Source organism: Mycoplana azooxidifex, assembly GCF_014196765.1.
Taxonomy (GTDB): Bacteria; Pseudomonadota; Alphaproteobacteria; order Rhizobiales; family Rhizobiaceae; genus Mycoplana; species Mycoplana azooxidifex.
On the sequence record NZ_JACIEE010000005.1, the window covers coordinates 119,150 to 146,143 of the forward strand.

Consider the following 26,994-nt stretch of genomic DNA (forward strand, 5'->3'; position numbering starts at 1 on the left):
TGCCGACAGAAATCACCCGGTGAATGATGGCCGGCCGGCCACTCACTCCGCTGCTTCGGCCATATTCATGCGCTCCATCTCCTCGAGCGCGCGCCGGTATTCGACCGGCATGACCTTGCGGAACTTCGGACGGTAGTCCGCCCAGTTGTCCAGGATGTCCTTGGCGCGTTTCGAGCCCGTGTAGTGCAGGTGGTTGGAAATGAGCTGGTAGAGCCGTTCCTCGTCGTGGCGCGTCATGTCGCCGGAAACGTCGACCCTGCCCTTGTGCATCAGGTCGCCGCCGTGATGGTGCAGCTTCTCCAGCATGTCGTCTTCTTCCGGCACCGGCTGCAGCTCGACCATCGCCATGTTGCAGCTGCGGGCGAAATCGCCCTCCTCGTCCAGCACGTAGGCGACGCCGCCCGACATGCCGGCCGCGAAGTTGCGGCCCGTCTGGCCGATGACGACGACGACGCCGCCGGTCATGTACTCGCAGCCGTGGTCGCCCACGCCCTCGACGACGGCCACCGCACCGGAGTTGCGCACGGCGAAGCGTTCGCCGGCGACGCCGTTGAAGTAGCACTCGCCCGCGATCGCGCCGTAGAGCACGGTGTTGCCGACGATGATGGACTCTTCCGCAACCGTCTTCGATGTCTCCGGCGGACGGACGATGATCTTGCCGCCGGACAGCCCCTTGGCGACATAGTCGTTGCCGGCGCCCACGAGGTCGAAGGTGACGCCGCGCGCCAGGAAGGCTGCGAAGGACTGGCCGGCCGTGCCGTTCAGGCGAACGGTGATCGTGTCGTCCTTCAGGCCCTTGTGGCCGTAGCGCTTGGCGACTTCGCCAGACAGCATCGCGCCTGCCGAGCGGTCGACGTTCTTGATGTCGACCTCGAAGGCGGTCGGCGTCTTGTTCTCGAGCGCCGGCCTGGCCTTTTCGATCAGCGTGCGATCGAGGATGTCCTGGATCGGGTGGTTCTGCCGCTCGGTCCAGTAGGTTGCTTCCTTCGGCGCATCGACCTTGTGGAAGATGCGGCTGAAATCGAGGCCCTGCGCCTTCCAGTGCGAGATCAGCGCCTCCTTCTCCAGAAGCTCCGACGCGCCGATGATCTCGTCGAGCCTGCGCACGCCGAGCGATGCCAGGATTTCGCGAACCTCCTCGGCGACGAAGAAGAAGTAGTTGACCACATGCTCCGGCGCACCCTTGAAGCGCTTGCGCAGGACCGGATCCTGCGTGGCGACGCCGACCGGACAGGTGTTCAGGTGGCACTTGCGCATCATGATGCAACCAGCCGCGATCAGCGGCGCGGTGGCGAAGCCGAATTCGTCGGCCCCGAGCAGCGCGCCGACGACGACGTCGCGGCCGGTCTTGAGCCCGCCGTCGACCTGCAGGGCAATGCGCGAACGCAGGCCGTTCAGCACCAGCGTCTGGTGGGTTTCGGCCAGGCCGATTTCCCAAGGCGAGCCCGCATGCTTCAGCGAGGTCAGCGGCGAGGCGCCGGTGCCTCCGTCGAAGCCGGAGACGGTGATATGGTCGGCGCGCGCCTTGGCGACGCCGGCGGCAACCGTGCCGACGCCGACTTCCGAGACGAGCTTGACCGAGATGTCGGCCGAAGGATTGACGTTCTTCAGGTCGTAGATCAGCTGCGCCAGATCTTCGATGGAATAGATGTCATGGTGCGGCGGCGGCGAGATCAGGCCGACGCCCGGCGTCGAATGACGAGTCTTGGCGATCGTCGCATCGACCTTGTGGCCGGGCAACTGGCCGCCCTCGCCGGGCTTGGCACCCTGCGCGACCTTGATCTGCAGCATGTCCGCATTGACCAGGTATTCGGTGGTGACGCCGAAACGTCCCGACGCGATCTGCTTGATCGCCGAGCGCTCCGGGTTGGAGGACCCGTCCGGCAGCGGCAGATAGCGGTCCGCTTCCTCGCCGCCCTCGCCGGTGTTCGACTTGCCGCCGATCCGGTTCATGGCGATCGCGAGCGTGGTATGCGCCTCGCGGCTGATCGAGCCGAACGACATCGCACCGGTGGAGAAGCGCTTGACGATCTCGTTTGCCGGTTCGACCTCGTCGATCGAGATGGGCTCGCGGCCCCAGGCGCTCGCACCCTTGATCGAGAACAGGCCGCGGATCGTGTTCATGCGCAGCGACGAGGCGTTCACCATCTCGGCGAACTCCGTGTAGCGATCCTGCGCATTGCCGCGCACGGCATGCTGCAGCGAGGCAACCGCATCCGGCGTCCAGGCATGTTCCTCGCCGCGCATGCGGAAGGCATATTCGCCGCCGATGTCGAGCGTGTTGGCCAGGATCGGGTCGCGGCCGAAGGCGGCCTTGTGGCGGGAGACGGTCTCGCGGGCGATCTCCTCCAGCCCGACGCCCTCGATGGTCGTCGCGGTGCCGAAGAAGTACTTGTCGACCAGCGCCGACGACAGGCCGATCGCGTCGAAAATCTGCGCACCGCAATAGGACTGGTAGGTCGAGATGCCCATCTTGGACATGACCTTCAGAATGCCCTTGCCCACCGCCTTGATGTAGCGGTAGACGACTTCGCCCTCATCCACTTCCTTCGGGAACTCGCCGCGCTTGTGCATGTCGGTGAGCGTGTCGAAGGCAAGGTACGGGTTGATCGCCTCCGCGCCGTAGCCGGCGAGCAGGCAGAAGTGATGCACTTCGCGTGGTTCGCCCGTCTCCACCACGAGGCCGACCGAGGTGCGAAGCCCCTTGCGGATCAGGTGGTGGTGCACGGCGGCCGTCGCCAGAAGTGCGGGGATCGCCACCCGGTCCGGGCCGATCTGGCGGTCGGAGAGCACGATGATGTTGTAGCCGCCCTTGACCGCCGCTTCGGCCCGCTCGCACAGGCGATCGAGCATTTCCGGCATCGCTTCCGCACCGCGCGAGACGTCGTAGGTGAAGTCGAGCGTCTTGGTGTCGAAGCGGTCTTCCGTGTGCCCGATCGAGCGGATCTTCTCGAGATCACCGTTGGTCAGGATCGGCTGGCGCACTTCCATGCGCTTGGCATGCGCCGCGCCCTCGTGATCGAGGATGTTCGGCCGCGGACCAATGAAGGAGACGAGGCTCATCACCAGTTCCTCGCGAATCGGATCGATCGGCGGGTTGGTGACCTGGGCGAAGTTCTGCTTGAAATAGGTATAGAGCAGCTTGCCCTTGCTCGACATCGCCGAGATCGGCGTGTCCGTGCCCATCGAGCCGATCGCCTCCTGGCCCGTCGTCGCCATCGGCGACATCAGGAGCTTGGTGTCCTCCAGCGTGTAGCCGAAGGCCTGCTGGCGATCGAGCAGCGAGACATCGCGGCGCAGCGCCCGCGGCTCCACCGGACGCAGTTCCTCCAGGATCAGCTGCGTGTTGTCGAGCCACTGCTGGTAGGGGTGCTGGGAGGCGAGGTCGGACTTCACCTCCTCGTCGGAGATGATGCGGCCCTTCTCCATGTCGATCAGCAGCATCTTGCCCGGCTGCAGGCGCCACTTCTTGACGATGTTCTCCTCCTTGACCGGCAACGTGCCGGCTTCGGAGGCGAGGATCACGCGATCGTCGTCGGTGACGATGTAGCGGGCCGGACGCAGGCCGTTGCGGTCGAGCGTGGCACCGATCTGCTTGCCGTCGGTGAACGCGACCGCCGCCGGGCCGTCCCACGGTTCCATCAGCGCAGCGTGATATTCGTAGAAGGCTTTCCGCTCGGGCGACATCAGCTGGTTGCCGGCCCAGGCTTCCGGGATCAGCATCATCACCGCATGCGCCATCGAATAGCCGCCGCGGATCAGGAATTCGAGCGCGTTATCGAAACAGGCGGTATCGGACTGACCTTCGTAGGAGATCGGCCAGAGCTTGGTGATGTCGTCGCCGAACAGCGGCGAGGACACGGATGCCTGCCGCGCCGCCATCCAGTTGACGTTGCCGCGCAGCGTGTTGATCTCGCCGTTATGGGCGACCATGCGGTAGGGATGCGCCAGCTTCCAAGACGGGAAGGTGTTGGTGGAGAAGCGCTGGTGCACCAGCGCGACGGCGCTTTCGAAGCGCGGATCGGCCAGGTCCTTGTAGTAGGCGCCGACCTGATAAGCCAGGAACATGCCCTTGTAGACGATCGTCGAGGACGACAGCGACACGGGATAGAACCCGCTTTCCTCGCCCTCGTACTCGTCATAGATACGGTTCGAGATCACCTTGCGCAGCGTGAACAGGCGACGCTCGAACTCGGCGGTCGAGGCGGCATCGCGCCCGGCACCGACGAAGATCTGCACATGCCGCGGCTCGGTTGCGGCGATCTCGGACGCCTTGGAGAGCGACGAATTATCGACCGGCACGTCGCGGAAGCCGAGCAGCACCTGCCCCTCTTCGGCAACGACGTCCCCGATGACCTTCTTGAAATGCGCGATCAGGGTCTCGTCCTGCGGCATGAAGATGTGGCCGACGGCATATTCGCCGGCCTTCGGCAGGGTGACGCCCTGCTTTGCCATCTCCTCGCGGAAGAAGCGATCCGGGATCTGGACGAGGATGCCGGCACCGTCGCCCATCAACGGGTCGGCGCCGACGGCGCCGCGATGCGTCAGGTTCTCGAGCATGAACAGCCCGTCCTTGACGATCTGGTGCGACTTCTGGCCCTTCAGATGCGCGACGAAGCCGACGCCGCAGGCGTCATGCTCGTTGCGCGGATCGTACAGCCCCTGCCTTTTCGGAAGACCGACGCGTCGCGCCGTCGTTTTGGCGTCCGTCGCATTCGTCTGCGCGCGGTTCAAACCAAAACTCTTCGACGCGAAATCCGCCATCGTCTTCCCTCCTGTGGCCCGCTCGGGCGCGGGCAGGCTTTCGCCCGCGTGCCGACCGTCTGCAATCCTTGCAGTCCGGCCCCGCGGGCATCATCGTTGCATGAACCGTACCGGGCGGCAAACTGAAGCCGGCCCGATCAGGCATAAACGTCAGAAACCGTCGCAATCTGCATAGCATTCGCGATCGGCTTGCGATCCGCGGCACTTGCATCGCGCCCGAACGCCCGCAAAGGGCGAGAGATCGGACAGCGTTTCGGTCCCTTGACCGAAATAGGACAGCAAGACTGTCCTATTTCGTAGGTTCTATGCCAGAAACGGCCCGGCACCGCAAGGGCATCTGGCCAAAATATTAACATCCAATGACGAAAGATTGCGAATGGGCGCGTCACTTTTGAAATTTAATTACGACATTGCGACCGAAGGTTTCGGTTAATTCCAAAATCGCGCCCCGCCACCGTTTTGCCACCGTTTCGCCGCCGGATCCCGTTGATCGCCGTCCACGCTCGGCTATGGTCGCATCGATCGATGACACTGGAGCCGGCCGAGCCGGAAGAACCGCATGTATTTCGCCTCCGACAACTGGGCAGGCGCCCATCCCGAGATTGCCCGCAGCCTTGGCGAAGCCGCCGGCGGTTTCGCCAAGGCGTATGGCGCAAGCGATCTCGACAAGAAGGTGGAGCACACCTTCAGCGAGATCTTCGAGCGCGACGTCGCCGTCTTCTTCGTCGGCACGGGAACGGCGGCCAATTCGCTCGCGCTCGCGAGCTACAACCGCCCCGGGGGCCAGGTCTTCTGCCACGCCGAGGCCCATGTGAACGTCGACGAGTGCAACGCGCCGGAGTTCTTCGCAACCGGCGCCAAGCTCGTTTCCGTCGCAGGGCAAGAGGCACGTATGGCGCCCGAGGCGCTGGCAGCCGCGATCGCCCGCTTCCCGCCCGATTTCGTCCATGGCGGCCAGCCGATGGCCGTCACCCTGACGCAGGCGACCGAGGCCGGAACGGTCTATGGACTGGACGAGATCGCCGCGATCGGCAGGATCGCCCACGACGCGAAGTTGCCTCTTCACATGGACGGCGCGCGTTTCGCCAATGCGCTGGTGACGCTCGACACCACGCCGGCGGAAATGACCTGGAAGCGCGGCGTCGACATCCTCTCCTTCGGCGGAACCAAGAACGGCTGCTGGTGCGCCGAGGCGCTGGTGCTCTTCGATCCCGGCCGCGCCCGCGAGATGCACTACCTGCGCAAGCGCTCCGCCCAGCTCTTCTCCAAGTCCCGCTTCATCGCCGCCCAGTTCGACGCCTATTTCCGCGACGGCTTGTGGCTCGAGCTCGCCCGGTCGTCGAACGCCATGGCGTCGCGACTGGCAGACGGCTTCGCCGCGGCGAAATCCGCTCGCCTCGCCTGGCCGACCGGATCCAACGAGGTCTTCGCCATCCTGAAGAATGCCACCCTGCAGGCCCTGCGTGACGAGGGAGCCGTCTTCTACGACTGGCCCGCCCCGGCCGGCATCCGCGAAACCATGGCCGCGGACGAGACGATGATCCGCCTCGTCACCAGCTTTGCCACGACCGGGGACGACGTCGACCGCTTCCTGTCGATCTGCACGCGCTGAATCTGCAAGCGCTGCGCGCGCATCAGTCGGCGCCGTGCGGCAGGATGCGGGCGACGATCAGGCTGGAAAGCGCCTCCGTCAGCGCCGCATCGGCTCCGCGCCGGGGAATCAGCATGAACTCGACGTCCTCGAGCTGCGGCAGGCGGTCGGCGGGGATCTCTTTCAGCCCGGACGGCACCATGCTGCGCGGCTGCACCAGCACGCCCATGCCGGCGCGCGCCGCCGCCGTAAGCCCGCTGAGGCTGCCGCAGGTGCAGACGATGCGCCAGGCGATCTTCGCCCGGTCGAGCGCCTCCTGCGCTGCCCGGCGGGTGATGCTCGGCGCCGGGAAGGCGATCAGCGGCAGGGCGTCGCCCCGCGACATCACCAGATCCGGATCGCGCGCCAGCCAGACCAGCGGCTCGCGATAGAGAAGCTGCCCCTGTGTCTCGCCGGCGTGCCGCTTGGCGAGCACCAGATCGAGGTCGCCGGCCTCCTGCATCTGGTAGAGCACCGCGCTCAGCGCCACGGTCAGTTCGAGGTCGACGAACGGATGCAGCCGGATGAAATCCTCCAGGATCGCCGTCAGCCGGTTCGCCACCACGTCCTCCGAGACGCCGAGCCGCAGCCGCCCGCGCAGGCGGCTCTCGGAAAACAAGGACGTCACCTTGCCGTCGAGGTCCAGCATGCTGCGCGCATGACCGAGCAGCGCCTCCCCCTCGCCGGTCAGCCGGACATGATGGGTGTCGCGGAAGACCAACTGCCGGCCGAGCGCCTTCTCCAGCCGCTGGATATGCTGCGTCATGGTCGACTGGCCGATGCCGAGCCGCTCGGCGGCCGCGGTGAAGCTGCCGGTCTGCTCCAGCATGACGAAGCTGTTGAGATGGGTCAGGTTCAGCATGGTTATCTCAATTCGTGATAACTGTTAGTGTTTGCATCCTGCTTCATGATGAGCGAGGGGTAAAGCCGAAACCCAAGGAACCCCGACAGCCAAAGGGAATACCAGAGCATGAGCCGCTTCCTGCCCGACCGCTTCACGATCATGCTGGTCTGCACCGTCATCCTTGCCTCGCTCCTGCCGGTGAGCGGCGTTGCGGCCGACTATTTCTCGATCGCCACCAATCTCGCCATCGCGCTGCTGTTCTTCCTGCACGGCGCCCGCCTGTCCCGCGACGTCGTGGTCGCCGGCATGCTGCACTGGCGCCTGCACCTGGTCATCATGCTGACGACCTTCGCGATCTTCCCGCTGCTCGGCCTCGCAATCGGCTTCCTGCCCGAATCGATCCTGCCCAAGCCGCTCTATCTCGGCATCCTGTTTCTCTGCGTCCTGCCTTCGACCGTCCAGTCCTCGATCGCTTTCACCTCGATGGCCGGCGGAAACGTGCCGGCGGCGATCTGCGCGGCATCGGCTTCCAACATCCTCGGCATGTTCCTGACGCCGCTTCTCGTCGGCCTGCTGTTTTCGATCGGAGGCCATGGCGGCTTTTCTTGGGATGCGCTGCAGAAGATCCTGCTGCAGTTGCTGGCGCCGTTCGTGCTCGGCCAGTTGCTGGAGCCCTGGATCGGCAACTGGATCCGCAGCAAGAAGAAGATCCTTAGCCCCGTCGACCGCGGCTCGATCCTCATGGTCGTCTACCTCGCCTTCTCAGAGGCCGTGATCCAGGGCATCTGGCGCACCTTTTCGGCCGGCGACATCGCCACGCTGGTCGCAATCGACATCGTGCTCCTCGCCGCCGTGCTGCTGATCACCTTCTACGGCAGCCGCCTGCTCGGATTTTCACGGCAGGACGAGATCACCATCGTCTTCTGCGGTTCGAAGAAGTCGCTTGCGAGCGGTGTCCCGATGGCCAACGCGATCTTCGCCGGCCAGCCGGTCGGCGCGATCCTGCTGCCGATCATGCTGTTCCACCAGATCCAGCTGATGGCCTGCGCGGTGATTGCGCAAAAATATGCACAGCGGACGAAGGAGCGGGAAGCGCTGGCGGCCGCAGCCGCTGCTTGAGGATAACTGGATCCCCCAACGAAAAACGGCGCCCTTTCGGGCGCCGTCCGCATTTTGGCGAATGGGTAAGCGATCGTTAGGCAGTCTGGGCCTCGATCTGCTTGGCCTCGCGGCTGACCGAGGCGATCTCGATCTTGCGCGGCTTGGCGGCTTCCGGGATCTCGCGGACGAGATCGACGTGGAGCAGGCCGTTCTTCAGCTGCGCGCCGCGGATCTCGACATGGTCGGCAAGCTGGAAGCGGCGCTCGAAGGCGCGCTTGGCAATGCCCCGATAGAGGAACTGCGGCTGGTCGGCGCTTTCCTCGGCCTTCTCGCCCTTGACGGTGAGCACATGCTCGCGGGCCTCGATCGAAAGCTCGCTTTCATCGAAACCGGCAACCGCCATGGTGATGCGATAGGACGTCTCGCCGGTGCGCTCGATGTTGTAGGGCGGATAGCTCTGGCCCTGGTCCGGCTGGCCGAGGCTGTCGAGCATCGTGAACAGGCGGTCGAAGCCGACGGTGGAACGGTAGAGGGGGGAGAAATCGAAATGACGCATGGTGTCCTCCATTTGAGCAACGTGATTGCGATCGGAAGCCGACACCTGATTTCAGGGGTGCCGGCCGGTTCTAAGGGCCCCCACCCCGATTTGGCGGTGAGTGCCCATGCAGCAGGCCCTTCCGGCGCCCGCACGGTTGAGATGGTGATACCGGCCGGGCAGTTCAAGACCACTGCGACGGGGATGCGGGTCCGCCCGGCGCCCCCCTGAACGGCCGATGAACGCGGCCTTCCGGCTCCGTTCACCTGTCGCCGGATACACCTTGACCATCGGAAGCACGATCTTCCGCGACCGGGGTGAAACGTCCCTTCCACCCCGGTCAGCTCGGCCGGCACACGCTGACGTTCCCGCGTCGCGTGGCCGGCTTTTTTCTTTGACGCGAACCGGACGAGCCCCTACCCTCGTGCGAAATCGCATCCTGAGCCCGGCCGGACATGGACGAACTCCTTTTCGCAACGCCAGACAATCCCGTTCCCGACAATCATTTCACCGGCTTCTTCGAAGGCAGGGGCGGCGTGAAGATCCGCTACGCCGTCTTCCGCTCGGCGGCGCGCGAGGCGAAGGGAACGGTCGTACTGCTCCAAGGGCGCAGCGAGCAAATCGAGAAGTACTTCGAGACGATCAACGAACTAACCGCGCGCGGGCTCTGGGTCGCGACCTTCGACTGGCGCGGACAGGGCGGTTCCGGCCGCATGCTCGGCGATCCGCTGCGTGGCCACGTGGTCCGCTTTTCCGACTACGAGGCGGACCTCGGCCAGTTCCTCGAGCAAGTCGTCCTTCCCGATACAAGACTGCCGTTCTTCATCGTCGCCCACTCCATGGGTGCGCTCGTCGCCCTGTCGCAGGCGCCCGAACTGGAGAGCCGGATCGATCGCATGGTGCTGGCTGCTCCCTTCCTGGCGCTCGCCGGCCAGGTGATGAGCCAGCGCAAGATCACCATGATCGCCAACACGGCAAGCCTCTTCCAGCTTGGCGGCCGCACCTTCCGCAAGCATCCGCCGGCGCAGCCGTTCGAGGGCAATGCTTTGTCCAGCGACCGGCGCCGCTTCGAGCGCAACATGGCGATCTGCAACGCTTTCCCGGATCTGACCCTCGGCCAGCCGACCGCCCGCTGGCTCAAGGAATCGCTTTCTGCCATCGCCCGCGTCTCGCGCCAGGAACACCTGACGCGCATCCGCATCCCCACGCTCGTTCTCTGCCCGACGCTGGACCCGATCGTGCCACGTTCTACGCTGAACGCCTTCGCCAGGAAGTTTCGCGCCGGCCGCCTGATCGAGATCGACGGCGCCCGCCACGAACTCTTCAGCGAAGCCGACCGCTACCGCGCGCAGGCGATGGCGGCGATCGAGGCCTTCATCCCCGGAAGCCAGGCGGAGCAAACCGCACTCGGCGCGTGAGCCGACGCGCGCGGCGTTTTTCGACGCGATGGAAATTTCGACCGGGCTCCGGTCAGCTGCGAAGGATTGCCATCGCCTCGTCGTAGACGGCGCGGCTGCCGGCCGCGATCACCCGGCCGCCCATCTCCGCGCGCCCGCCATCCCAATCGGTGATGATCCCGCCCGCCTGCTCGATGACCGGGATGAGGCCGCCGACGTCATAGGCTTTCAGCGACGTCTCGATGACGAGGTCGACATGGCCGGCGGCCAGAAGTGCATAGGCATAGCAGTCGACGCCGTAGCGGAACAGGCGCACCTTGTCCTGCACCGCTTCGTAGCGCCGGCGGTCGCCGTCGACGAAGATATGCGGCGACGTCGTGAACATGATCGCGTCCGAAAGGCCCGCACAGGCGCGCGTACTCAGCACGCGCTCGCCTTCCGGGCCGCTGTAGAACGACTGCTTGCCGTCGGAAAAATAGCGTTCGCCCGTGAACGGCTGGTCGACGAGCCCCATCACCGCCCGGCCGTTCCTGTAGAGACCGATCAGCGTTCCCCAGACCGGCACGCCCGAAATGAACGCGCGCGTGCCGTCGATCGGATCGATCACCCACACATATTCCCGATCGAGCCCCACCGAACCGTGCTCCTCGCCGAGGATGCCGTGCTCGGGAAAGCGCTCGGTGATCACGGCACGGATCGCAGCCTCGGCGGCGCGGTCGCCCTCGGTCACCGGATCGAAGCCCTTCTCCTCCTTGTTCACCACATGGGCGCCGACGCGAAAGCGCGGCAGCGTCTCCGCCTTGGCGGCATCGGCAAGAAGGTCGAAGAAGGCGCGGTCGGGAAGCATGGCAATCTCACATTTGGCTCGGGTCGATCGTCCTTAGAGCAAGACGGGACGAAACGAAACCTCGGGCATCAACCCGGAAGGCTCCGGGGGGCGGGCAGAAGATCAATCGAATGGCAGTTGCCCTGGAGGACTTGACATTTGTGCAGCGCAATATTAAGGTTTTGTCACAGTCATTCGTGACTGTAATACCCTCCTTGGGTGTTTCCTCCCTAGACTTAACCGCGCCCAAAGCGCGGTTTTTTTTGACCGGCCCGGACATAAGCGCTCGAGACACGAGGCGCTCAAGACAAGGGGCGTTCAAGCGAGCGCCCGGCCCTCACTCCGCGGCAAGGGCGCTTTCGGAGGCATATTTCTCGACATAGCTGGAAAGTTCGGCGAGCGCCCAGGCGATCCCCGCCCTAACCGTTTCGAATTCCGGCTTCTTCCGGAGCGTCGTCTCGTCCACGTAGAGCGCCCGGTTCACCTCGATCTGGATGGCGTGCAGCCCCTTGGCGGGCCGCCCGTAGTGCTCGGTGATGAACCCGCCGGCATAGGGCTTGTTGCGCGCAACCACGAAGCCCATGTCCTCGAACAGGCGAACGACGGCGCGGGACAGATCGCCGGCGGCACTGGTGCCGTAGCGATCGCCGATGATGAAGTCCGGCTTTCCGCCGCCGGCGATGCGGATGTTGCCGGGCATGGAGTGGCAGTCCACCAGCACGGCAAAGCCGAATTTCAGGTGCGTGCGCACGATCAGGCTGCGCAGGCAGGCATGGTAGGGCTTGTAGATCGTCTCGATGCGCTCCAGCGCCTCGCCGACCGGCATGCGGCGTTGGTAGATCTCCATGTTCTCCGCAACCACCCGCGGCACCGTGCCGAGCCCCCCGGCGACCCGCATCGAAGAGACATTGGCATAGGGCGGAAGCGTGCCTTCGAACATGCGCGGATCGAGCTCGTACGGCTCGCGGTTGACGTCGAGGAAGGCGCGCGGGAAGTGCGCGAGCAGCATCGGCGCACCGAGTTCGGGTGCCGCGCCGAACAGTTCATCGACATAGTGATCCTCCGACCGGCGGATCGAAAGCGCGTCCAGGCGCGAATCACGGACAAATCCCTGTGGATAGGCACGCCCGCTATGGGGGGAATTGAACACCAGTGGAAGGGTCTGCGAGGCCGGCTCCAGGACCTCGAAGAGGCCTTTGTCGCTGAATTCCGGAGCCATTTCGGTCCTTTACCATATGACAAGATCGCGATGTCCTGTATGTTGCCAGCCGCGGACACCCGTGTCCATAGTCGCAGCGACGCAACGAGGCCGCGATTCGTCCGTTCATCGGATTTTTACCGGAATCGTTATTTCGTATCAGAACCGCCGCACCGGCAGAACAACCAGCAGTAACGGCTCCCACGTACATGAGTTCAAAGATCCTCCTCGCCGAAGACGACAACGACATGCGCCGCTTTCTCGTGAAGGCTCTCGAGCGTGCCGGCTACAAGGTCACTTCCTACGATAACGGCGCGAGTGCCTATGACCGGCTTCGCGAGGAGCCGTTCTCGCTGCTCCTGACCGATATCGTCATGCCGGAGATGGACGGCATCGAGCTCGCCCGCCGCGCCACCGAGCTGGACCCGGATCTCAAGGTCATGTTCATCACCGGCTTCGCCGCCGTTGCGCTGAACCCGGATTCCAAGGCCCCGAAGGACGCCAAGGTCCTCTCCAAGCCCTTTCACCTGCGCGACCTCGTCGACGAGGTCAACAAGATGCTGGCCGCCTGAGCGCCGGCTTCCCTGCAGGGAAATCTGTCTTGTCGAGTGCCGCGGCCCGGATGGGTGCGCGGCATTTCTATTGGCGCAGAAGCAGCAGCGCCACATAGGCGACCACGGTCAGGAGCAGCCCGCGAAAGGCGAAGCGCACCATGCGGTACTTGTCCAGCGCAAGCTTCGCCATCGCATCGGCGTTCTCCACGTACTGCCCGAAGAGATAGTCCATGTCGCCTGCGGCACTGGCGGCGAGCAGGCGAGCGCGCTGGTCCTTCCACGCACCCCAGAACAGCGAGGTGCCGTGTTCGGCCTGCCGCGGCAGCACGACGAGGATGGCGCAGACGATGGTAAAGACGACCGACGCGGCAAGGACAGCGGAGGCCAGCGCCCAAAGATGCGCGCTGCCGGTGTATCGCGACAGCTGAAAGACGCCCTGGCCTTCGGCAGACCACATGAGAAAGGCCAGCATGAAGGTAAAGATGTAGGCCGCTTTCTGGTCTGCCGACCTTAGCTGGTCGTAGAAGACGTCGTTCACCTTCTTGATGTGGTTGAAATGCTCGATGGAAATCGGCCCCTCATCCGTCTCTACAGGGTTACTGCCATCCTTCAAGATATATCCGATGCCCGCCATGAACTTGTCGCCCCGTCCCCAGCCCCGTTTCCATGTGTTTCCATGTGTTTCCCTGTTAATACAGCAAGGGATAAAAGCAAGCGAAAGCCCCCTGCATGCTTGACATTTGCCTCGCCACCGGCAGTTCTTCGCGCATGGGACTAGGGACGGGCTGGAGGATGATTGCGGCGCTGCCGCTTCTTCTCGCATGCGGGCATTCGGCTGCCCTCGGCGAGCCGATTACGCGTGCCGCCCCGGCGGCCGGTTCCGTCATCGCCCGCAAGACGGGCGAGGAAGTCCGCTTCTTCGACGTCTCCAGCTGGAACCATGTCGACCTCAACCAGGATCTTCTGATCGGCGACGAACTGCGCACCAACGCGGTCGGCCAGTTGGCGATCCTGTTTGCCGACAACACCCAGATCCGCCTCGGCCGCAACTCTTCGCTGCTCGTCCGGCAGATGGGAGCAACCGGCGACACCGTGCTGGATCTCAACAGCGGCACCATCTGGGCGCGCGCCCAGCGCGGCGGACGGGGCCTGAAGGTCGAGACCCCCGCCGCCGCCGCCGCCATCCGCGGCACCGACTGGTCGCTGACAGTCGACGGCGACAAGACCTCTCTCGCCGTGCTCGAAGGCACGGTCGAGCTCACCAACGCCCAGGGCACAGTCCAGGTCCGCCAGGGAGAGGCGGCCGTCGCCCGCATCGGCCAGGCGCCGCAGAAGGTCATCGTCGTCAATTCCGACGACCGCGAGCAGATGCTGTTCTACCTGCCGCTGCGCGACGCCTTCGTCTACATGCAGGCCTCGCCGCTGACGGCGCAGGAGATGCGCGGGGCGATCGACCGCATAGAGCAAATCCCGGAACAGGCCCGCAGCGCCGAAGACTGGCTGACGCTCGCCGAGGCGCAGTTCACGCTGGATGGCCGGCAGAAATCGGTCGCCTCGCTGGACAGGGCGCGCGCCATGTCGCTTTCCACCGCGGGGCGCGCCCGCCTCGACCTGATGGACGCCATGGTCGCCGGCGCCGAACGCCGCTTCTCCGATTCCGCCCGGCTCTTCGCCCGTGCCGTGCCGGGCCTCGATCCGAAGCGCGCCAGCGTCGCCGACTTCGGCGGCTACTTCGCCCGCGCGCTGGCCTACCCCGACCACCTCGAAAAGCAGCCGCGCCGTGTCACCGGCCCGAACGGCGCCTTCGGGCAGGCCTATGCCGCAGGCTTCCTCGAAAGCATCCGGGCAAGTATGGAGGTGCTGAAGGAGGCCGAGAAGACCTATCCGGACGATGCCCGGCTGCCGGCCTACCGCTCCGCCTTCGCCTTCATCATCAACGACCGCGAACAGGTGAAGGAAGCGATGGGCCGCGCGCTGGCGCTGGATCCGAACCAACCCTACGGGCTATGGTCGCTCGCGCGCTATCAGGGCGGCATCGAAGGCGATATCGACGCCGCGATCGCCACGCTCGAAAAGGCGGTGAAGGTCGCCCCCGGCTGGAGCACGCTGTGGAACGATCTGGGCAACGCCCAGGACGCGCGCGGCGACTGGCAATCGGCCGAAAAAGCACTGAAGCGCGCGATCGAACTCGACCCCGAGGATGCACTGGCCCGGTCGAACCTCGCAGGCCTCTACCTTCAGCAGGATCGGGTCCGCGAAGCCAAGCGGGAGATCGAACGCGCGCTCGCCGCGGACCCCGGCTTCGACCTCGCGCTCATCACGCGCGGCCGCTACCATCTGGCAACCGGCGAACTGGAGAAGGCGACCGAGGACCTGCTGGCAGGCACCGTCGCCAATCCGGCCTTTGCCAAGGGACAGCTTCTGCTGGCGGTCGCGCAACAAGAGCAGCGCAACCGCGTCGCAGCGCAGCAGGCGCTGGACAACGCCGACAGGCTCGATCCGAACGATCCGTTCGTCCCCGGCTTCCGCGCAAGCTTCGCAATGGATGAATACGATTCCGACACAGCCATCGCCGCAGCCAGGGAGTACATGCGCCGTCTGCGCGCGCGGGGCAGCGATTACCAGTCCGTCAGCTTCAACCACGACGCCGGTTCGGTCCTGAACAACGCCTTCCGCCTGCAGGGCCTGAACGCCTGGGGCCAGTACTACGGCGACATCACCTTCGACCCGTTCACCGGCACATCCTACGCCGACCAGTGGCTGCATGGCAGCGTCAATCCGTTCTTCAACGATTATCTGTATGGCAGCGATCGCATTGAGCCGACGACGAATCCGTCGACGTTCTCGTCGCTGCTGCAGGGTTTGATGTACAGTCCTTTTATGCTCACGGGTCCCGTAGCCCGGCCCTACTACATTCACCACCCTTTCGCCGAAGTCGAACTCGGCTATGGCATCTCGACCTATAACGGCAACTCTCGGCCTGTCTATCAGGGCGGCTGGAACAGCTTCGCCAATTGGCCTTTCCCTGTCAGCACCATGGGCCAGCTCGAATGGTCGAATATGTCCCTGGCGGGAGACCTGCCGGACGTACCGTCCCGTATCGACGGCGACATCGAGGTCGTCGGCGGGACCGGTTATTTCATGGCGACCCCGACGCCGAACGACCGGATCATCGCCTACGCACAGCATGCGAAAACGACACTAGATCTCCCCTACGATTTCTATGAAGCGCCATCGCCGTTGACCCTGGATCGGGACAACGATTCGAAAGGCACAGCGGTCGGCGTCGGCTGGAGCCATACGATCAGCTTTGAGAACGTGATCAACGCTGCCATTTTCTACAGTGATATCGATCGCCGGAGTCTGGCCGAAATATCGGCCGCCGGTACTATCAGTCTGGACCAGAAATCGTCGCAGACAAGCTATATCGGGGCCATCAATCATACGATCGCGTCCGGCGACCTGATCTGGCGCTACGGCATCGAAGGCGGTATCGTCAACCTGACATTCGACCAGGACATCACCGGCCTACCTTCCGAGTCCATTGAGACGCGGGTCGACTACGGACGCCTGTATGTCGACGTAATGCACGACATCAATCGCCAGCTCAAGGCCGAGTACGGCCTATTCGGCACCTATGCCGATGGCGATCTCATCGAAACTCGACGGCTGGAACCACGGGCGGGCATTGCCTACGCACCTTCCGACAAACAATGGCTGCGTGCGGCGTTCATCCGCCAGAGCTATGACTATGACGTCAACACGCTTGCTCCTGTCAGCATTGTTGGCATCCAGCCCAATCAGGTGGAGTTGGCGACCGATGGCTATGCGGATACGCTCGCCCTGAGATGGGACGCAGAATGGACAGATCGGATCTTCACGGCGCTCGACTACCAGCACCAAGAGCTGACGGGCCTTGCTCTCGGCTATCCGCTACTATGGCCGACACCGCTCTTTCCCGATATGGCGGGCGTGGCGGAAGGCCGCATCGATCGTCTCAGCCTGACCTCCAACATCCATATCGGCAACGGCTTCGGCCTCTCCGGGACGCTAGCCTACATCGATTCGGAAAACCGCGATCCGGACAGCTTCGACGAGGGCGCTTCGCTGCCTTTCATCCCCGAATGGGCGGGGCAGGTCGCCCTGACCTGGGTGAACGAGGCCAATGTGAGAGCGACACTGGCCGCAAATTACATCGGCACGCGTCCCGGCAACGAAACCTTTCTCGTTTCCGACGAGGGCACGGCTGATCCGGCGGACGACCTCTACCTCTTCCCGCAAGACCTCGGCGCCTTCTGGACCCTCGACGCCAGCGTTACCTGGGAACCGTTCGAAAAGCGCGTCGAGATGAGCCTCGCCGCCTTCAACCTGCTGGACGAAGACTTCGAGGTCGCGACCGGCATTCCGGGCTGGGGACGGAGCTTCAAGGGCATCCTCAAAGTGCGGTTCTGATGAAACGGACCTGGCCGTTCCGCCCCGGTGCCGTCCTGAACGCGGGGACCCGGCCAAGCCGCAGGCTGCGGCTCGTGCTCCTGACGCTCGCCACCATCCTCGTCGTCGCCACGCTCACCCGCTTCCCGTTCTGGACGCTGCAGGAACTGCGCAGTTTCGACTTCCTGTCGACGCTCCACGATCCCACCCCGCCCGCCGACAGCCCGATCGTGGTGGCGATCGACGAGCCGTCGCTGGCCGAGATCAACATGCAATGGCCCTGGCCGCGCGATATCCATGCAAGGCTGATAGAGGCGCTGCGGGCGGCCGGCGCCAGGGCGATTGGGCTCGACATCATCTTCGCCGAGCCCTCCACGCCGGAGGGGGACGCAGCACTCGCAGCAAGCCTCGGCCCTGACGTCGTGCTCGCCGGCGACGAGAGCGTGATCGTCACCCCGCAGGCCGAACAACTGGTGCGCACCACGCCGCTGCCGGCTTTCTCCGAGGCGGGCGCGGTCACCGGGCTTGCATCCATCTCGCTCAGCGGCGACGGCATCTTCCGCGACCTGCCCCGCTACGAGGACGGCTTCGCCCGCCAGATCGCCCGCGTCGCCAGCCATCCGTCCGGGCTGCCGGCGGGCGAATGGATGATCCAGTCCTACGGCCCCGCCCGCAGCTATCCGACCGTCTCCTATTACCAGGCGCTCGATCCGCAGGCCTTCCTGCCGGAGGGCTTCTTCCGCGACCGCGTCGTCATCGTCGGCCTGAGCCTGCAGAACGCGCCGGAGATCAACCACGGCGGCGCCGATGCCTTCGCCACCCCCTATACGGTACACACCGGGCGGCTGGTGGCGGGCGTGGAGATCCAGGCGACGATCTTCGACAACATCGTCCACGCCAGCGCCATCCGCCGGGCCGGGGCGCCGGTCGTCCTTATCGGCATCGCTCTTGCCGCAATCCTTGCCGCCGGCACCGTATGGCGATCGACGCGCTGGCAGACGGCCGTGATCGCGCTTGGCGCGGCACTCGGCTTCGCCGCCATCAGCTTCCTGCTGATCCGCCATGCCCAGTTGTTCGCCTCGCCGCTCGGCCCAGCGCTCGCCTTTGCCGGTATCGCAGTCGGACAGGCGGCGTTCGACTATGCGGACGAACGCCGCAACCGCAAGCAGATCACCCGCGCCTTCTCGCAATATCTGTCGCCGGCACTGGTGGAGCGGCTCGCCCGCGATCCGTCGCAGCTGCGCCTCGGCGGCGAACGGCGCACGCTCTCGATCCTCTTCTGCGACGTGCGTGGCTTCACCACCATCGCCGAGACGATGAAGGACGACCCCGAGCAGCTGACAACGCTGATCAACCGCCTGCTGACGCCGCTCTCCGACATCGTGCTCGGCCACGGCGGCACGATCGACAAGTACATCGGCGACTGCCTGATGGCCTTCTGGAACGCACCACTGGACGACGAAGACCATGCCAACCACGCCGTGGCCGCCGCGATCGACATGCTGGCCCGCATGGAGACGCTGAACGTCGAACTGAAGCGCGAGGCCGCCGAGCGCGGCAGCGTCTACCACCAACTGAAGATCGGCATCGGCATCAACACCGGCGAATGCGTCGTCGGCAACATGGGGTCCTCCCAGCGCTTCGACTATTCGGTGCTGGGCGACGCGGTCAACCTCGCCTCGCGCCTGGAAGGCGCGTCGAAGAACTACGGCGTGCCGCTTTTGATCGGCGAAGGCACCGCCATGCTCGCCGACCGGTTCAGCGTGCTCGAACTCGACCGCATCACGGTCAAGGGGCGCACGACCGCCTCGCCCGTCTTCACCGCCCTTGCCGGCGTGCCGGAGGAGGCCCTGACGCAGCACAGGCGCCTCATGGCCGCCCGCGAGGCGGGAATGCTCGTGGCGACCGACCCGCTCTTCGACCAGCTGTTGGCCGCCCTTCCGGCACTTTCGCCCTACTATGCGATCGTGCGCGCCGAGCGCGCTGCCGGCACCGCCTGAGCACAGGCCGCCGATTCCGCTTCGCGCGGCGATGAAACCCGCCGCCTGAGCCGTCCTAGTGGTTGGAAGTACCACTTCTCCCCCGCCATAACACCTTCGGTTGACATCGCTTTCCGAAGCTTCGAGAGTGGCCGGTGCCGGGCCTGATTTATCTTGGAGGACAAGGGTTTATGCGCGCGTTCATCGGTTTCCTCTGCGTCGTTCTGTTCACCCTCACGACAGGCATCCACCCCGGACATGCAGCCGAAACGCGGCGCACCGTGGTGACGACGGACAACGCCGACTATTTCGGCTTCGACCTTCGCACCGTCCAGAACGTGACGCTCGACCAGTGCAAGGCGCAGTGCATCGACGACATGTCCTGCCGCGCCTTCACCTACAACCCCAAGGTCAAGTGGTGCTTCCTCAAGTCGGATTTCAGCCAGCTGAACGGTTTTGAGGGCACGGTCGCCGGCAAGATCGCGCTCACCGACGGCGAGGCCGACATCGGTGCAGCACCGTCGCTCGCCTTTATCTCCGACGGCCTGCAGCAGGAAGCGCGCGCGCTGCGGTCCAGCCTGTCGCTGCTCAGCGCGCAGGACGGGCAAGGCGTCGAGAGCCTGGCCGCGCTCGGCCGGATCGAAGCCTCGTCCAGCCGCTATTCCGAAGCGCTCGACGCCTATAAGGGCGCGCTGTCGCTCTCCCCTGACGATCGCTTCCTCTGGACCGAGATGGCGCAGACGGCTTCGCAGGTGACCGACAACAGCTATCTCACAGGACAAGGCCCGCTCGCCGCCCTCAACGCCTACTGGCTGACGCGCACTACCTCCGCACGCGCGGAAACGCTCGCGGTTCTCGCGCTGGCGCTGGACAAGTCCGCCAACTACCGCGCCGGCATCGACGCCTACAGGGCGAGCCTTGCCCTTGTCGACGACCCAACCGTGCGCGCCGCCTACCTCGATCTCAAGGCGCGCCAGGGCTTCCGCGTCGTCCAGCACACGATCGACAACGACAGCGTCAGCCCGCGCGCCTGCGTTCAGTTCTCCGAGCCGCTGGTGAAGTTCGGCACGGACTATGCGGGTTTCGTGACCCTCGACGGCACAGCACCGAAGGGCGTCGAGGCCAAGGACAACCAGATCTGCGTCGAGGGACTGAACCATGGCCAGCGCTACCGTCTCGCCTTCCGCCCCGGCCTGCCGTCTTCGGTCGACGAGAGCCTCGAGGCCGCAGTCGAGCTCGACATCTACGTCCAGGACCGCAGCGCCAGTGTGCGCTTTACCGGCGACAGCTTCGTCCTGCCGAGCACGGCCCGGCGCGGCATCCCGATCGTCTCCGTCAACACCGACAGCGCCGACCTGAAGCTCTACCGCGTCGGCGACCGCAGCATCGCCGCCCTGCTCACCGGCTCGCAGTTCCTGACTCAGCTCGACGGCTACGGCGCCGGCCGCATCGAAAGCGAACTCGGCGAGCTCGTCTGGCAGGGCCAGATCGAGATGCAGCGCGACCTGAACAAGGACGTCGTCACCTCCTTCCCCGTCGACGAGGCGCTGCCGGAACGCAAACCCGGCATCTATGTGCTAACGGCAGCGGCCGCGAACGGGGCGAAGCGCGACTGGGATGCGAAGGCCACGCAGTGGTTCCTCGTCTCCGACATCGGGCTTTCCACCTTCGCCGGCACCGACGGGCTGCACGTCTTCGCCCGCGCGCTCGGCAGTGCCGCGCCGATGGCCGGCGTGGAACTGCAGCTGCTCGCCAAGAACAACGAGATCCTCGGCACGGCGACCACAGACGCGGACGGCCGCGCCACCTTCACGGCCGGCCTGATCCGCGGCACGGCGGCGACGATGCCGGCCGTGCTCACCGCCCGCAACGGCAGCGCGGACTACGTGTTCCTCGACATGACCCGCGCCGGCTTCGATCTCTCTGACCGCGGCGTCACCGGCCGCGCGGCACCCGGCGCAATCGATATCTTCGCCTGGACCGAGCGCGGCATCTACCGCGCCGGCGAGACGGTCCACGCCGCAGCCCTTGCCCGCGACATCGAGGCGAACGCGGTGGAGGGCCTGCCGCTGACCTTCGTCTTCCTCCGCCCCGACGGCGTGGAAGACCGCCGCGTCGTCAGCAACGACAGCCAGCTCGGCGGCCACACGATCGATTTCCCCGTCCTGTCGAACGCCATGCGCGGCACCTGGACGATGCAGATCTTTGCCGATCCCAAGGCGCCATCGATCGGCGAGAAGACCTTCCTCGTCGACGACTTCGTGCCCGACCGCACCGAATTCGACCTCACCAGCGCGGCAACCGAGATCATCGGCGGCACGCCGGTGGCGATCGATGTCGACGGGCGCTATCTCTACGGCGCCCCCGCCGCCGGCCTTGAGATCGAGGGCGACGTGGCGCTGAAGCCGACGCGGACGAGCGAGGCCTTCAAGGGCTATGTCTTCGGCCTCGCCGACGAGGAGGCGATGGAGGAGAACCGCATGCCGATCGAGGGGCTGGAGCCGCTCGATGAAGACGGCAAGGCACGCTTCGAGGTGGACATCGCCGAGCGCCCGGCGACGACGCAGCTTCTCAACGCCGACATCACCCTCCGCATGAGCGAGGCGGGCGGCCGCGCCGTCGAGCGCTCGCTGACCCTGCCCGTGCGTCCCGAGGGACCGATGATCGGCATCCGGCCGGCTTCGGACGGCGACGTTGCCGAGAATTCGACCGCCCGCTTCCACGTCATCGTGACGAGCCCGGACGGCGGCAAGCAAGAGATGGCGGGCCTGCCCTGGAAGCTTCTCAGCGTCGAGCGGGACTACCAGTGGTATCGCGACGGCTCGTCCTGGCGCTACGAGCCGATCCTTTCGACCCGGCAGGTCGAGGCGGGCGTCATCGACGTCGGCCCGGACGGCGCCGACATCGCAGCCCCCGTCGGCTGGGGCCGCTACCGGCTGGAGGTCGAGACCGCGGCCGCGGACGGCCCGGCGACCAGCATCGAGTTCGATGCCGGATGGTATGTCGCGGCGACATCGACGGAGACGCCCGACGCGCTCGAGATCGCCCTCGACAAGGAGAGCTACAAGGTCGGCGAGACGGCCAAGCTCAAGGTCTCCTCCCGCTACGCCGGCGAACTTCTGGTGACCAACGGCACCGAGACCCTGATTTCCGTCAGCACCGCCGAAATCGGCGACAGCGGCGGCGAGGTCGAGATCCCCGTCACCGCCGACTGGGGCGCCGGCGCCTATGTCACCGCCACGCTCTATCGTCCCGGCGACGCCCGGGAAAGCCGCATGCCGATGCGCGCCATCGGCGTCAAATGGCTGAAGGTGGACCCGGCCGAACGCAAGCTCGCCATCACCCTCGACGCGCCCGAAAAGACGCTGCCGCGCCAGCCGCTCGACATTTCCGTCTCCGTCGCCGGAGCAGGGGCGAACGAGGACGCCTATGTCACGGTCGCAGCCGTCGACGTCGGCATTCTCAACCTCACGCGCTACGAGGCGCCAGACCCGGATGGCTGGTACTTCGGCCAGCGCCGCCTCGGCCTCGAGATCCGTGACCTCTACGGCCGCCTGATCGACGGCTCGCTCGGCGCCACCGGCAGGCTGCGCACCGGCGGCGACGGCGGGCAGACGGCGGTGGAGGGCAGCCCTCCGACGCAGAAGCTGGTCGCCTACTTCTCCGGTCCGGTGAAGCTGGACGGCGAAGGCAAGGCAAGGGTCTCTTTCGAGATCCCGCAGTTCAACGGCACCGCCCGCGTCATGGCCGTCGCCTGGTCGAAGGAGGGGATCGGCCACGCCGAGCGCGACGTCATCATCCGCGATCCGGTCGTCATCACGGCGAGCCTGCCGAAGTTCCTGGCGCCGGGGGACCGCGCCAGCCTGCGGCTCGACATCGCCAACACCGACGCGCCGGCCGGCGACTACCAACTGGCGGTCACCCACAATCCCGCCGTGATGGTCGAGCAGACCGGCGCATCGCAGACCGTGCGGCTGGAAGCGGGCGGCAAGGCCGACCTGACCCTGCCGCTGATCGGCGGCGAGGTGGGCGATGGCATCGTCACCGTCTCGCTTTCGGACGGCAGCGGCCAGCGCTTCGAACAATCGCTCGACATCCCCGTCCGCCCCGCCTCCCTGCCGGTGACCACCCGGCGGGTGCTGGAGCTTGCCGCCGGCAGCAGCCTCACGATCGACGACCAGTTGCTGGCCGACAGCCTGCTCGGCAGCGCGTCTGTCGCGCTCAACGTCTCGCGCGCCTCCGCCTTCGACATCCCCGCCATGCTGATGACGCTCGACCGCTACCCCTATGGCTGCGCCGAGCAGACCACCAGCCGCGCATTGCCGCTGCTCTATCTCAGCGAACTGTCGAAGGAGAGCGGCCTGCCCGACGACGCGGAGACGGGCAAGCGGGTACAGGACGCGATCTATCGCGTGCTCTCCTACCAGTCCTCCTCCGGCAGCTTCGGTCTCTGGGGTCCGGGCTACGGCGACCTCTGGCTCGATTCCTACGTCACCGACTTCCTGACCCGCGCCCGCGAACAGAAGTTCGAGGTGCCGGAACAGGCGATGGTGCAGGCGCTCGACAACCTCCAGAACGCGCTGTCCTACGACAACGACGTCAAGGTGCGCGGCAACGAGATCGCCTATGCGCTCTACGTGCTCGCCCGCAACCGTAAAGCCGCGATCAGCGACCTGCGCTACTATGCGGATACGCGGCTGTCGGAATTCCCCACGCCGCTCGCCAAGGCGCATATCGCAGCCGCCCTCGGTCTCTATGGCGATGCGCAGCGCTCCGGCCAGATTTTCGGGCAATCGCTGCGCATGGCGGGCGACGTGACCAATGTCAGCCTGGTCCGGTCCGACTACGGCTCGGCGCTCCGCGACGGCGCGGCCGTCCTGGCACTCGCCGCTGAGGCGCGCCCGGCGCCCGCGATCATCCCCGAACTGGCACGGATCGTCGAGCGCGAATGGGAGCGCAAGGCCTATACCAGCACCCAGGAACAGACCTGGATGCTGCTGGCCGCCCGCGCCATTCGCGGGCAGGACGATTCCCTGAAGCTCGAGGTCAACGGTGCCGGCCACGACGGCCGCTATGCCGCCCGCATGAGCGGCGAGGACCTGTTGAAGACGCCGGTGACCATCGTCAACCGCGGCACCGAACCCGTCTCGGCCGTGCTGACCACGGTTGCGGCCCCGGTCCAGCCGCTGCCGGCCGGCGGCGATGGCTTTGCCATCGAGCGCAACTACTACACGCTCGACGGCGAGCCGGCCACCATCTCCGAAGCCCGCCAGAACGAGCGCTACGTCGTCGTGCTGAAGGTGCGGGAAGACAACACCTGGCCGTCGCGCGTGCTGATCGCCGACCTGCTCCCGGCAGGGCTCGAGATCGACAATCCGAGCCTCGTCAACAGCGCCAGCCTCGCCAATTTCGACTGGATCGGCGAGGTCGAGGCCGCCCACACCGAGTTCCGCAGCGACCGCTTCGTCGCCGCCTTCGACCGCTCGGGCTCGAGCAACGACGACATCACGCTCGCCTATGTCGTGCGCGCGGTGACGCCGGGAACCTACGACCATCCGGCGGCAAGCGTGGAGGACATGTATCGCCCGCAGTTCTCGGCCCGGACCGCGACCGGCCGCATGCAGGTGCTGGCGGAATAGGAGACGGCCCGTGTCCCCCTTCCGCTTCGGGCTGCTGGCTCTTCTCGGCAATGCGGTGCTCTGCACCGCGCTGCTGCAAGGGCTGAACCGCGCCGACGAGACCTTTCCGCCGCCGGTCGAACGGGCGAAGGAAACCTCCCGCGAAGTGGTGGATGCCGATGGGCGCCTGCTCAGGGCGTTTTCGAACTCCGAAGGCCTCTGGCGGCTGCGGACGACGTCTGATGACGTCGATCCGCAGTTCGTCCGGATGCTGCTGGCCTACGAGGATCAGCGCTTCCACGCGCACAAGGGCGTCGACCCGCTGGCGCTCCTGCGTGCCGTCGGCCAGTTCGTCCGCAATGGCCGGATCGTCTCCGGCGCTTCGACGCTGTCGATGCAGGTCGCCCGTCTCATCGAGCCGCGCGACGGCCGCTCGCTCCTGGCCAAGGCCAGGCAGATGGCGCGCGCGATCCAACTCGAGCGACGGTTGACCAAGGCGGAGATCCTCGACCTCTACCTGACCCACGCCCCCTACGGCGGCAATCTGGAAGGCGTGCGCGCGGCGAGCCTTTCCTATTTCGGCAAGGAGCCGAAGCGGCTCTTGGTCGCCGAGGCCGCCCTCCTGGTCGCCCTGCCGCAACTGCCCGAACGGCGCCGGCCGGATCGCTTCGCCAAGGCCGCGGAGGCGGCGCGCGGGCGCGTGCTCACTCGCATGGCCGTCTCGACCGTGATCGGTGAGGGCGAGGCCGAGCGAGCGTCCGCGGAAGCCGTCCCGATCCGCCGCCTGCAACTGCCGGCCCTTGCGCCGCATCTTTCCGAACTTGCGCTGCGCAAGGAGCCCGGCCGCCAGCGCCACGAGACGACGATCCGCCGCGAGGTCCAGCAGGCGCTTGAAACGGTTGCCCGGAGCGCTGCCGTGCGCCTCGGGCCGAAGCTTTCCGTCGCCATGGTCATGGCCGATGCTCGCACCGGCGAGATCGTCGGAGAGGTCGGCTCGGCCGACTATTTCGACGCCTCCCGCTCTGGCTGGATCGACATGACGCGCCAGCTTCGGTCGCCAGGCTCGGCGCTGAAGCCCTTCATCTACGGCCTCGCCTTCGAGGAAGGGCTGGTGGCGCAGGAGACGATCGTCGAGGACCGCCCGGCCGACTTCTTCGGCTACCGGCCGCGCAATTTCGACATGAGCTACCAGGGCGACGTCAGCGTGCGCCAGGCGCTGCAGCTGTCTCTCAACGTGCCGGCGGTGCGGCTGCTCGACGCCGTCGGGCCGACGCGGCTCATGGTGCGGCTGCGTCGGGCCGATGTCCGCCTGGCGCTGCCCACAGCCGAGGCGCCGGGGCTTGCCATCGCGCTCGGCGGCGCCGGCATCACCTTGCGCGATCTGGTCCAGCTCTATGCGGCGCTTGCCAACCAGGGCAAGGTGGTCCGCCTCGGCAACGGCGTCGAGCGCGTGCCCGAAGTCGTCGTCGGCGATCCGCTGGTCGAGCCGGCCGCCGCCTGGAACGTGAGCGACACGCTTTCCGCCGTGCTACCCCCGCGCGGCAGCCGCCGGCTCGGCATCGCCTACAAGACCGGCACGAGCTACGGTTACAGGGATGCCTGGTCGGCCGGCTATGACGGCCGGCACGTGCTCGGCGTCTGGGTCGGCCGCGCCGACAATGCCGCCGTCCCCGGCCTGACCGGCTACGAGGCCGCAGCCCCGATCCTGTTCGAGGCCTTCTCCAAGTCCGGCATCGCCGTCACTCCGATGCCGGGCGCGCCGAGCGGCGCCGTGCGCATCGCCCAGTCCGAGCTGCCGATCGGCCTGCGCCGCTTCGCCCGCACCGCCTCCGGCCTCGTCTCCGCCACCGCCCGCGAGCCCGCGCCCCAGATCGTCTATCCGCCGGAGGGCGCCCATGTCGAACTCGGCGCCCGCACCGGCAGCGACATCGCCCCGCTCGCGCTCAAGCTGCAGGGCGGCCGCGCCCCCTTCCGCTGGCTCGCCAACGGCCGCATGCTCCCCGAAAGCTCCCGCCGCCGCACCACCCATTGGATCCCCGACGGCGCCGGCTACTCGACGCTGACGGTGATCGACGCGGTCGGCCGGGCCGCGAGTGTGCGGGTGTTCGTGGAGTAGC

At 66.1% G+C, this 26,994-nt stretch carries 14 protein-coding genes; 8 read left to right on the forward strand and 6 right to left on the reverse strand.

From position 1 onward, the window contains the following. Nucleotides 1-42: 42 nt before the first annotated feature. Nucleotides 43-4,764, reverse strand: coding sequence for a glutamate synthase large subunit (gltB, locus tag GGQ64_RS12480; protein WP_183804648.1), 4,722 nt, complete (start codon nucleotides 4,762-4,764; stop codon nucleotides 43-45). A gap of 559 nt (nucleotides 4,765-5,323) precedes the next feature. Between gltB and GGQ64_RS12485 the strand changes: the two genes are divergently transcribed. Continuing rightward, nucleotides 5,324-6,376: a threonine aldolase family protein gene (locus GGQ64_RS12485; protein WP_183804649.1), complete on the forward strand. Its 1,053-nt coding sequence runs from the start codon at nucleotides 5,324-5,326 to the stop codon at nucleotides 6,374-6,376. Nucleotides 6,377-6,398: 22 nt separating this feature from the next. Here the strand turns inward: GGQ64_RS12485 and GGQ64_RS12490 are convergent, their stop codons facing one another. After that, nucleotides 6,399-7,256: a LysR family transcriptional regulator gene (locus tag GGQ64_RS12490; protein WP_183804650.1), complete on the reverse strand. Its 858-nt coding sequence runs from the start codon at nucleotides 7,254-7,256 to the stop codon at nucleotides 6,399-6,401. Nucleotides 7,257-7,364: 108 nt separating this feature from the next. On the opposite strand from GGQ64_RS12490, the gene GGQ64_RS12495 reads away from it, so the two are divergent. Further along, on the forward strand, nucleotides 7,365-8,357 hold the full coding sequence (locus GGQ64_RS12495) for a bile acid:sodium symporter family protein (RefSeq protein WP_183804651.1): 993 nt from the start codon (nucleotides 7,365-7,367) through the stop codon (nucleotides 8,355-8,357). Between the two features lie 76 nt (nucleotides 8,358-8,433). Here the strand turns inward: GGQ64_RS12495 and GGQ64_RS12500 are convergent, their stop codons facing one another. Continuing rightward, a complete protein-coding gene (locus GGQ64_RS12500) occupies nucleotides 8,434-8,895 on the reverse strand; it encodes an Hsp20 family protein (RefSeq protein WP_183804653.1) in 462 nt (153 codons plus the stop codon). A gap of 434 nt (nucleotides 8,896-9,329) precedes the next feature. Between GGQ64_RS12500 and GGQ64_RS12505 the strand changes: the two genes are divergently transcribed. Continuing rightward, a complete protein-coding gene (locus GGQ64_RS12505; RefSeq protein WP_183804655.1) occupies nucleotides 9,330-10,292 on the forward strand; it encodes an alpha/beta fold hydrolase in 963 nt (320 codons plus the stop codon). 52 nt (nucleotides 10,293-10,344) lie between these two features. Here GGQ64_RS12505 and hisN read toward each other — a convergent pair whose 3' ends face one another. Together hisN and GGQ64_RS12515 are read right to left on the reverse strand one after the other, a co-directional pair. Continuing rightward, nucleotides 10,345-11,118, reverse strand: coding sequence for a histidinol-phosphatase (hisN, locus tag GGQ64_RS12510; protein ID WP_183804657.1), 774 nt, complete (start codon nucleotides 11,116-11,118; stop codon nucleotides 10,345-10,347). 316 nt (nucleotides 11,119-11,434) lie between these two features. After that, nucleotides 11,435-12,316 (reverse strand): N-formylglutamate amidohydrolase, encoded by an 882-nt coding sequence (locus GGQ64_RS12515; protein WP_183804659.1) that lies wholly within the window; start codon nucleotides 12,314-12,316, stop codon nucleotides 11,435-11,437. A gap of 188 nt (nucleotides 12,317-12,504) precedes the next feature. Here GGQ64_RS12515 and cpdR1 point away from each other — a divergent pair, with 188 nt between their 5' ends. Then, complete coding sequence (gene cpdR1, locus GGQ64_RS12520) at nucleotides 12,505-12,867, forward strand: response regulator CpdR1 (RefSeq protein WP_097137193.1); 363 nt, start codon at nucleotides 12,505-12,507, stop codon at nucleotides 12,865-12,867. Between the two features lie 67 nt (nucleotides 12,868-12,934). Here cpdR1 and GGQ64_RS12525 read toward each other — a convergent pair whose 3' ends face one another. Next, nucleotides 12,935-13,483: a Pycsar system effector family protein gene (locus tag GGQ64_RS12525; RefSeq protein ID WP_183804661.1), complete on the reverse strand. Its 549-nt coding sequence runs from the start codon at nucleotides 13,481-13,483 to the stop codon at nucleotides 12,935-12,937. A 95-nt stretch (nucleotides 13,484-13,578) separates the two neighbouring features. On the opposite strand from GGQ64_RS12525, the gene GGQ64_RS12530 reads away from it, so the two are divergent. The 4 genes from GGQ64_RS12530 to pbpC all read left to right on the forward strand — a co-directional run bounded on the left by GGQ64_RS12530 (nucleotide 13,579) and on the right by pbpC (nucleotide 26,993). Continuing rightward, entirely contained in the window at nucleotides 13,579-17,301 is a 3,723-nt protein-coding gene (locus tag GGQ64_RS12530; protein WP_246422616.1) for a FecR domain-containing protein, read from the forward strand. Then, nucleotides 17,301-19,280, forward strand: a complete 1,980-nt coding sequence (locus GGQ64_RS12535) for a CHASE2 domain-containing protein (RefSeq protein ID WP_183804663.1) — start codon at nucleotides 17,301-17,303, stop codon at nucleotides 19,278-19,280. The genes GGQ64_RS12530 and GGQ64_RS12535 overlap by 1 nt, the downstream gene beginning before the upstream one ends. A gap of 170 nt (nucleotides 19,281-19,450) precedes the next feature. Then, on the forward strand, nucleotides 19,451-24,898 hold the full coding sequence (locus tag GGQ64_RS12540; RefSeq protein WP_183804665.1) for an alpha-2-macroglobulin family protein: 5,448 nt from the start codon (nucleotides 19,451-19,453) through the stop codon (nucleotides 24,896-24,898). A 10-nt stretch (nucleotides 24,899-24,908) separates the two neighbouring features. Continuing rightward, nucleotides 24,909-26,993, forward strand: a complete 2,085-nt coding sequence (pbpC, locus tag GGQ64_RS12545) for a penicillin-binding protein 1C (RefSeq protein ID WP_425488510.1) — start codon at nucleotides 24,909-24,911, stop codon at nucleotides 26,991-26,993. Nucleotide 26,994: the final 1 nt, after the last annotated feature.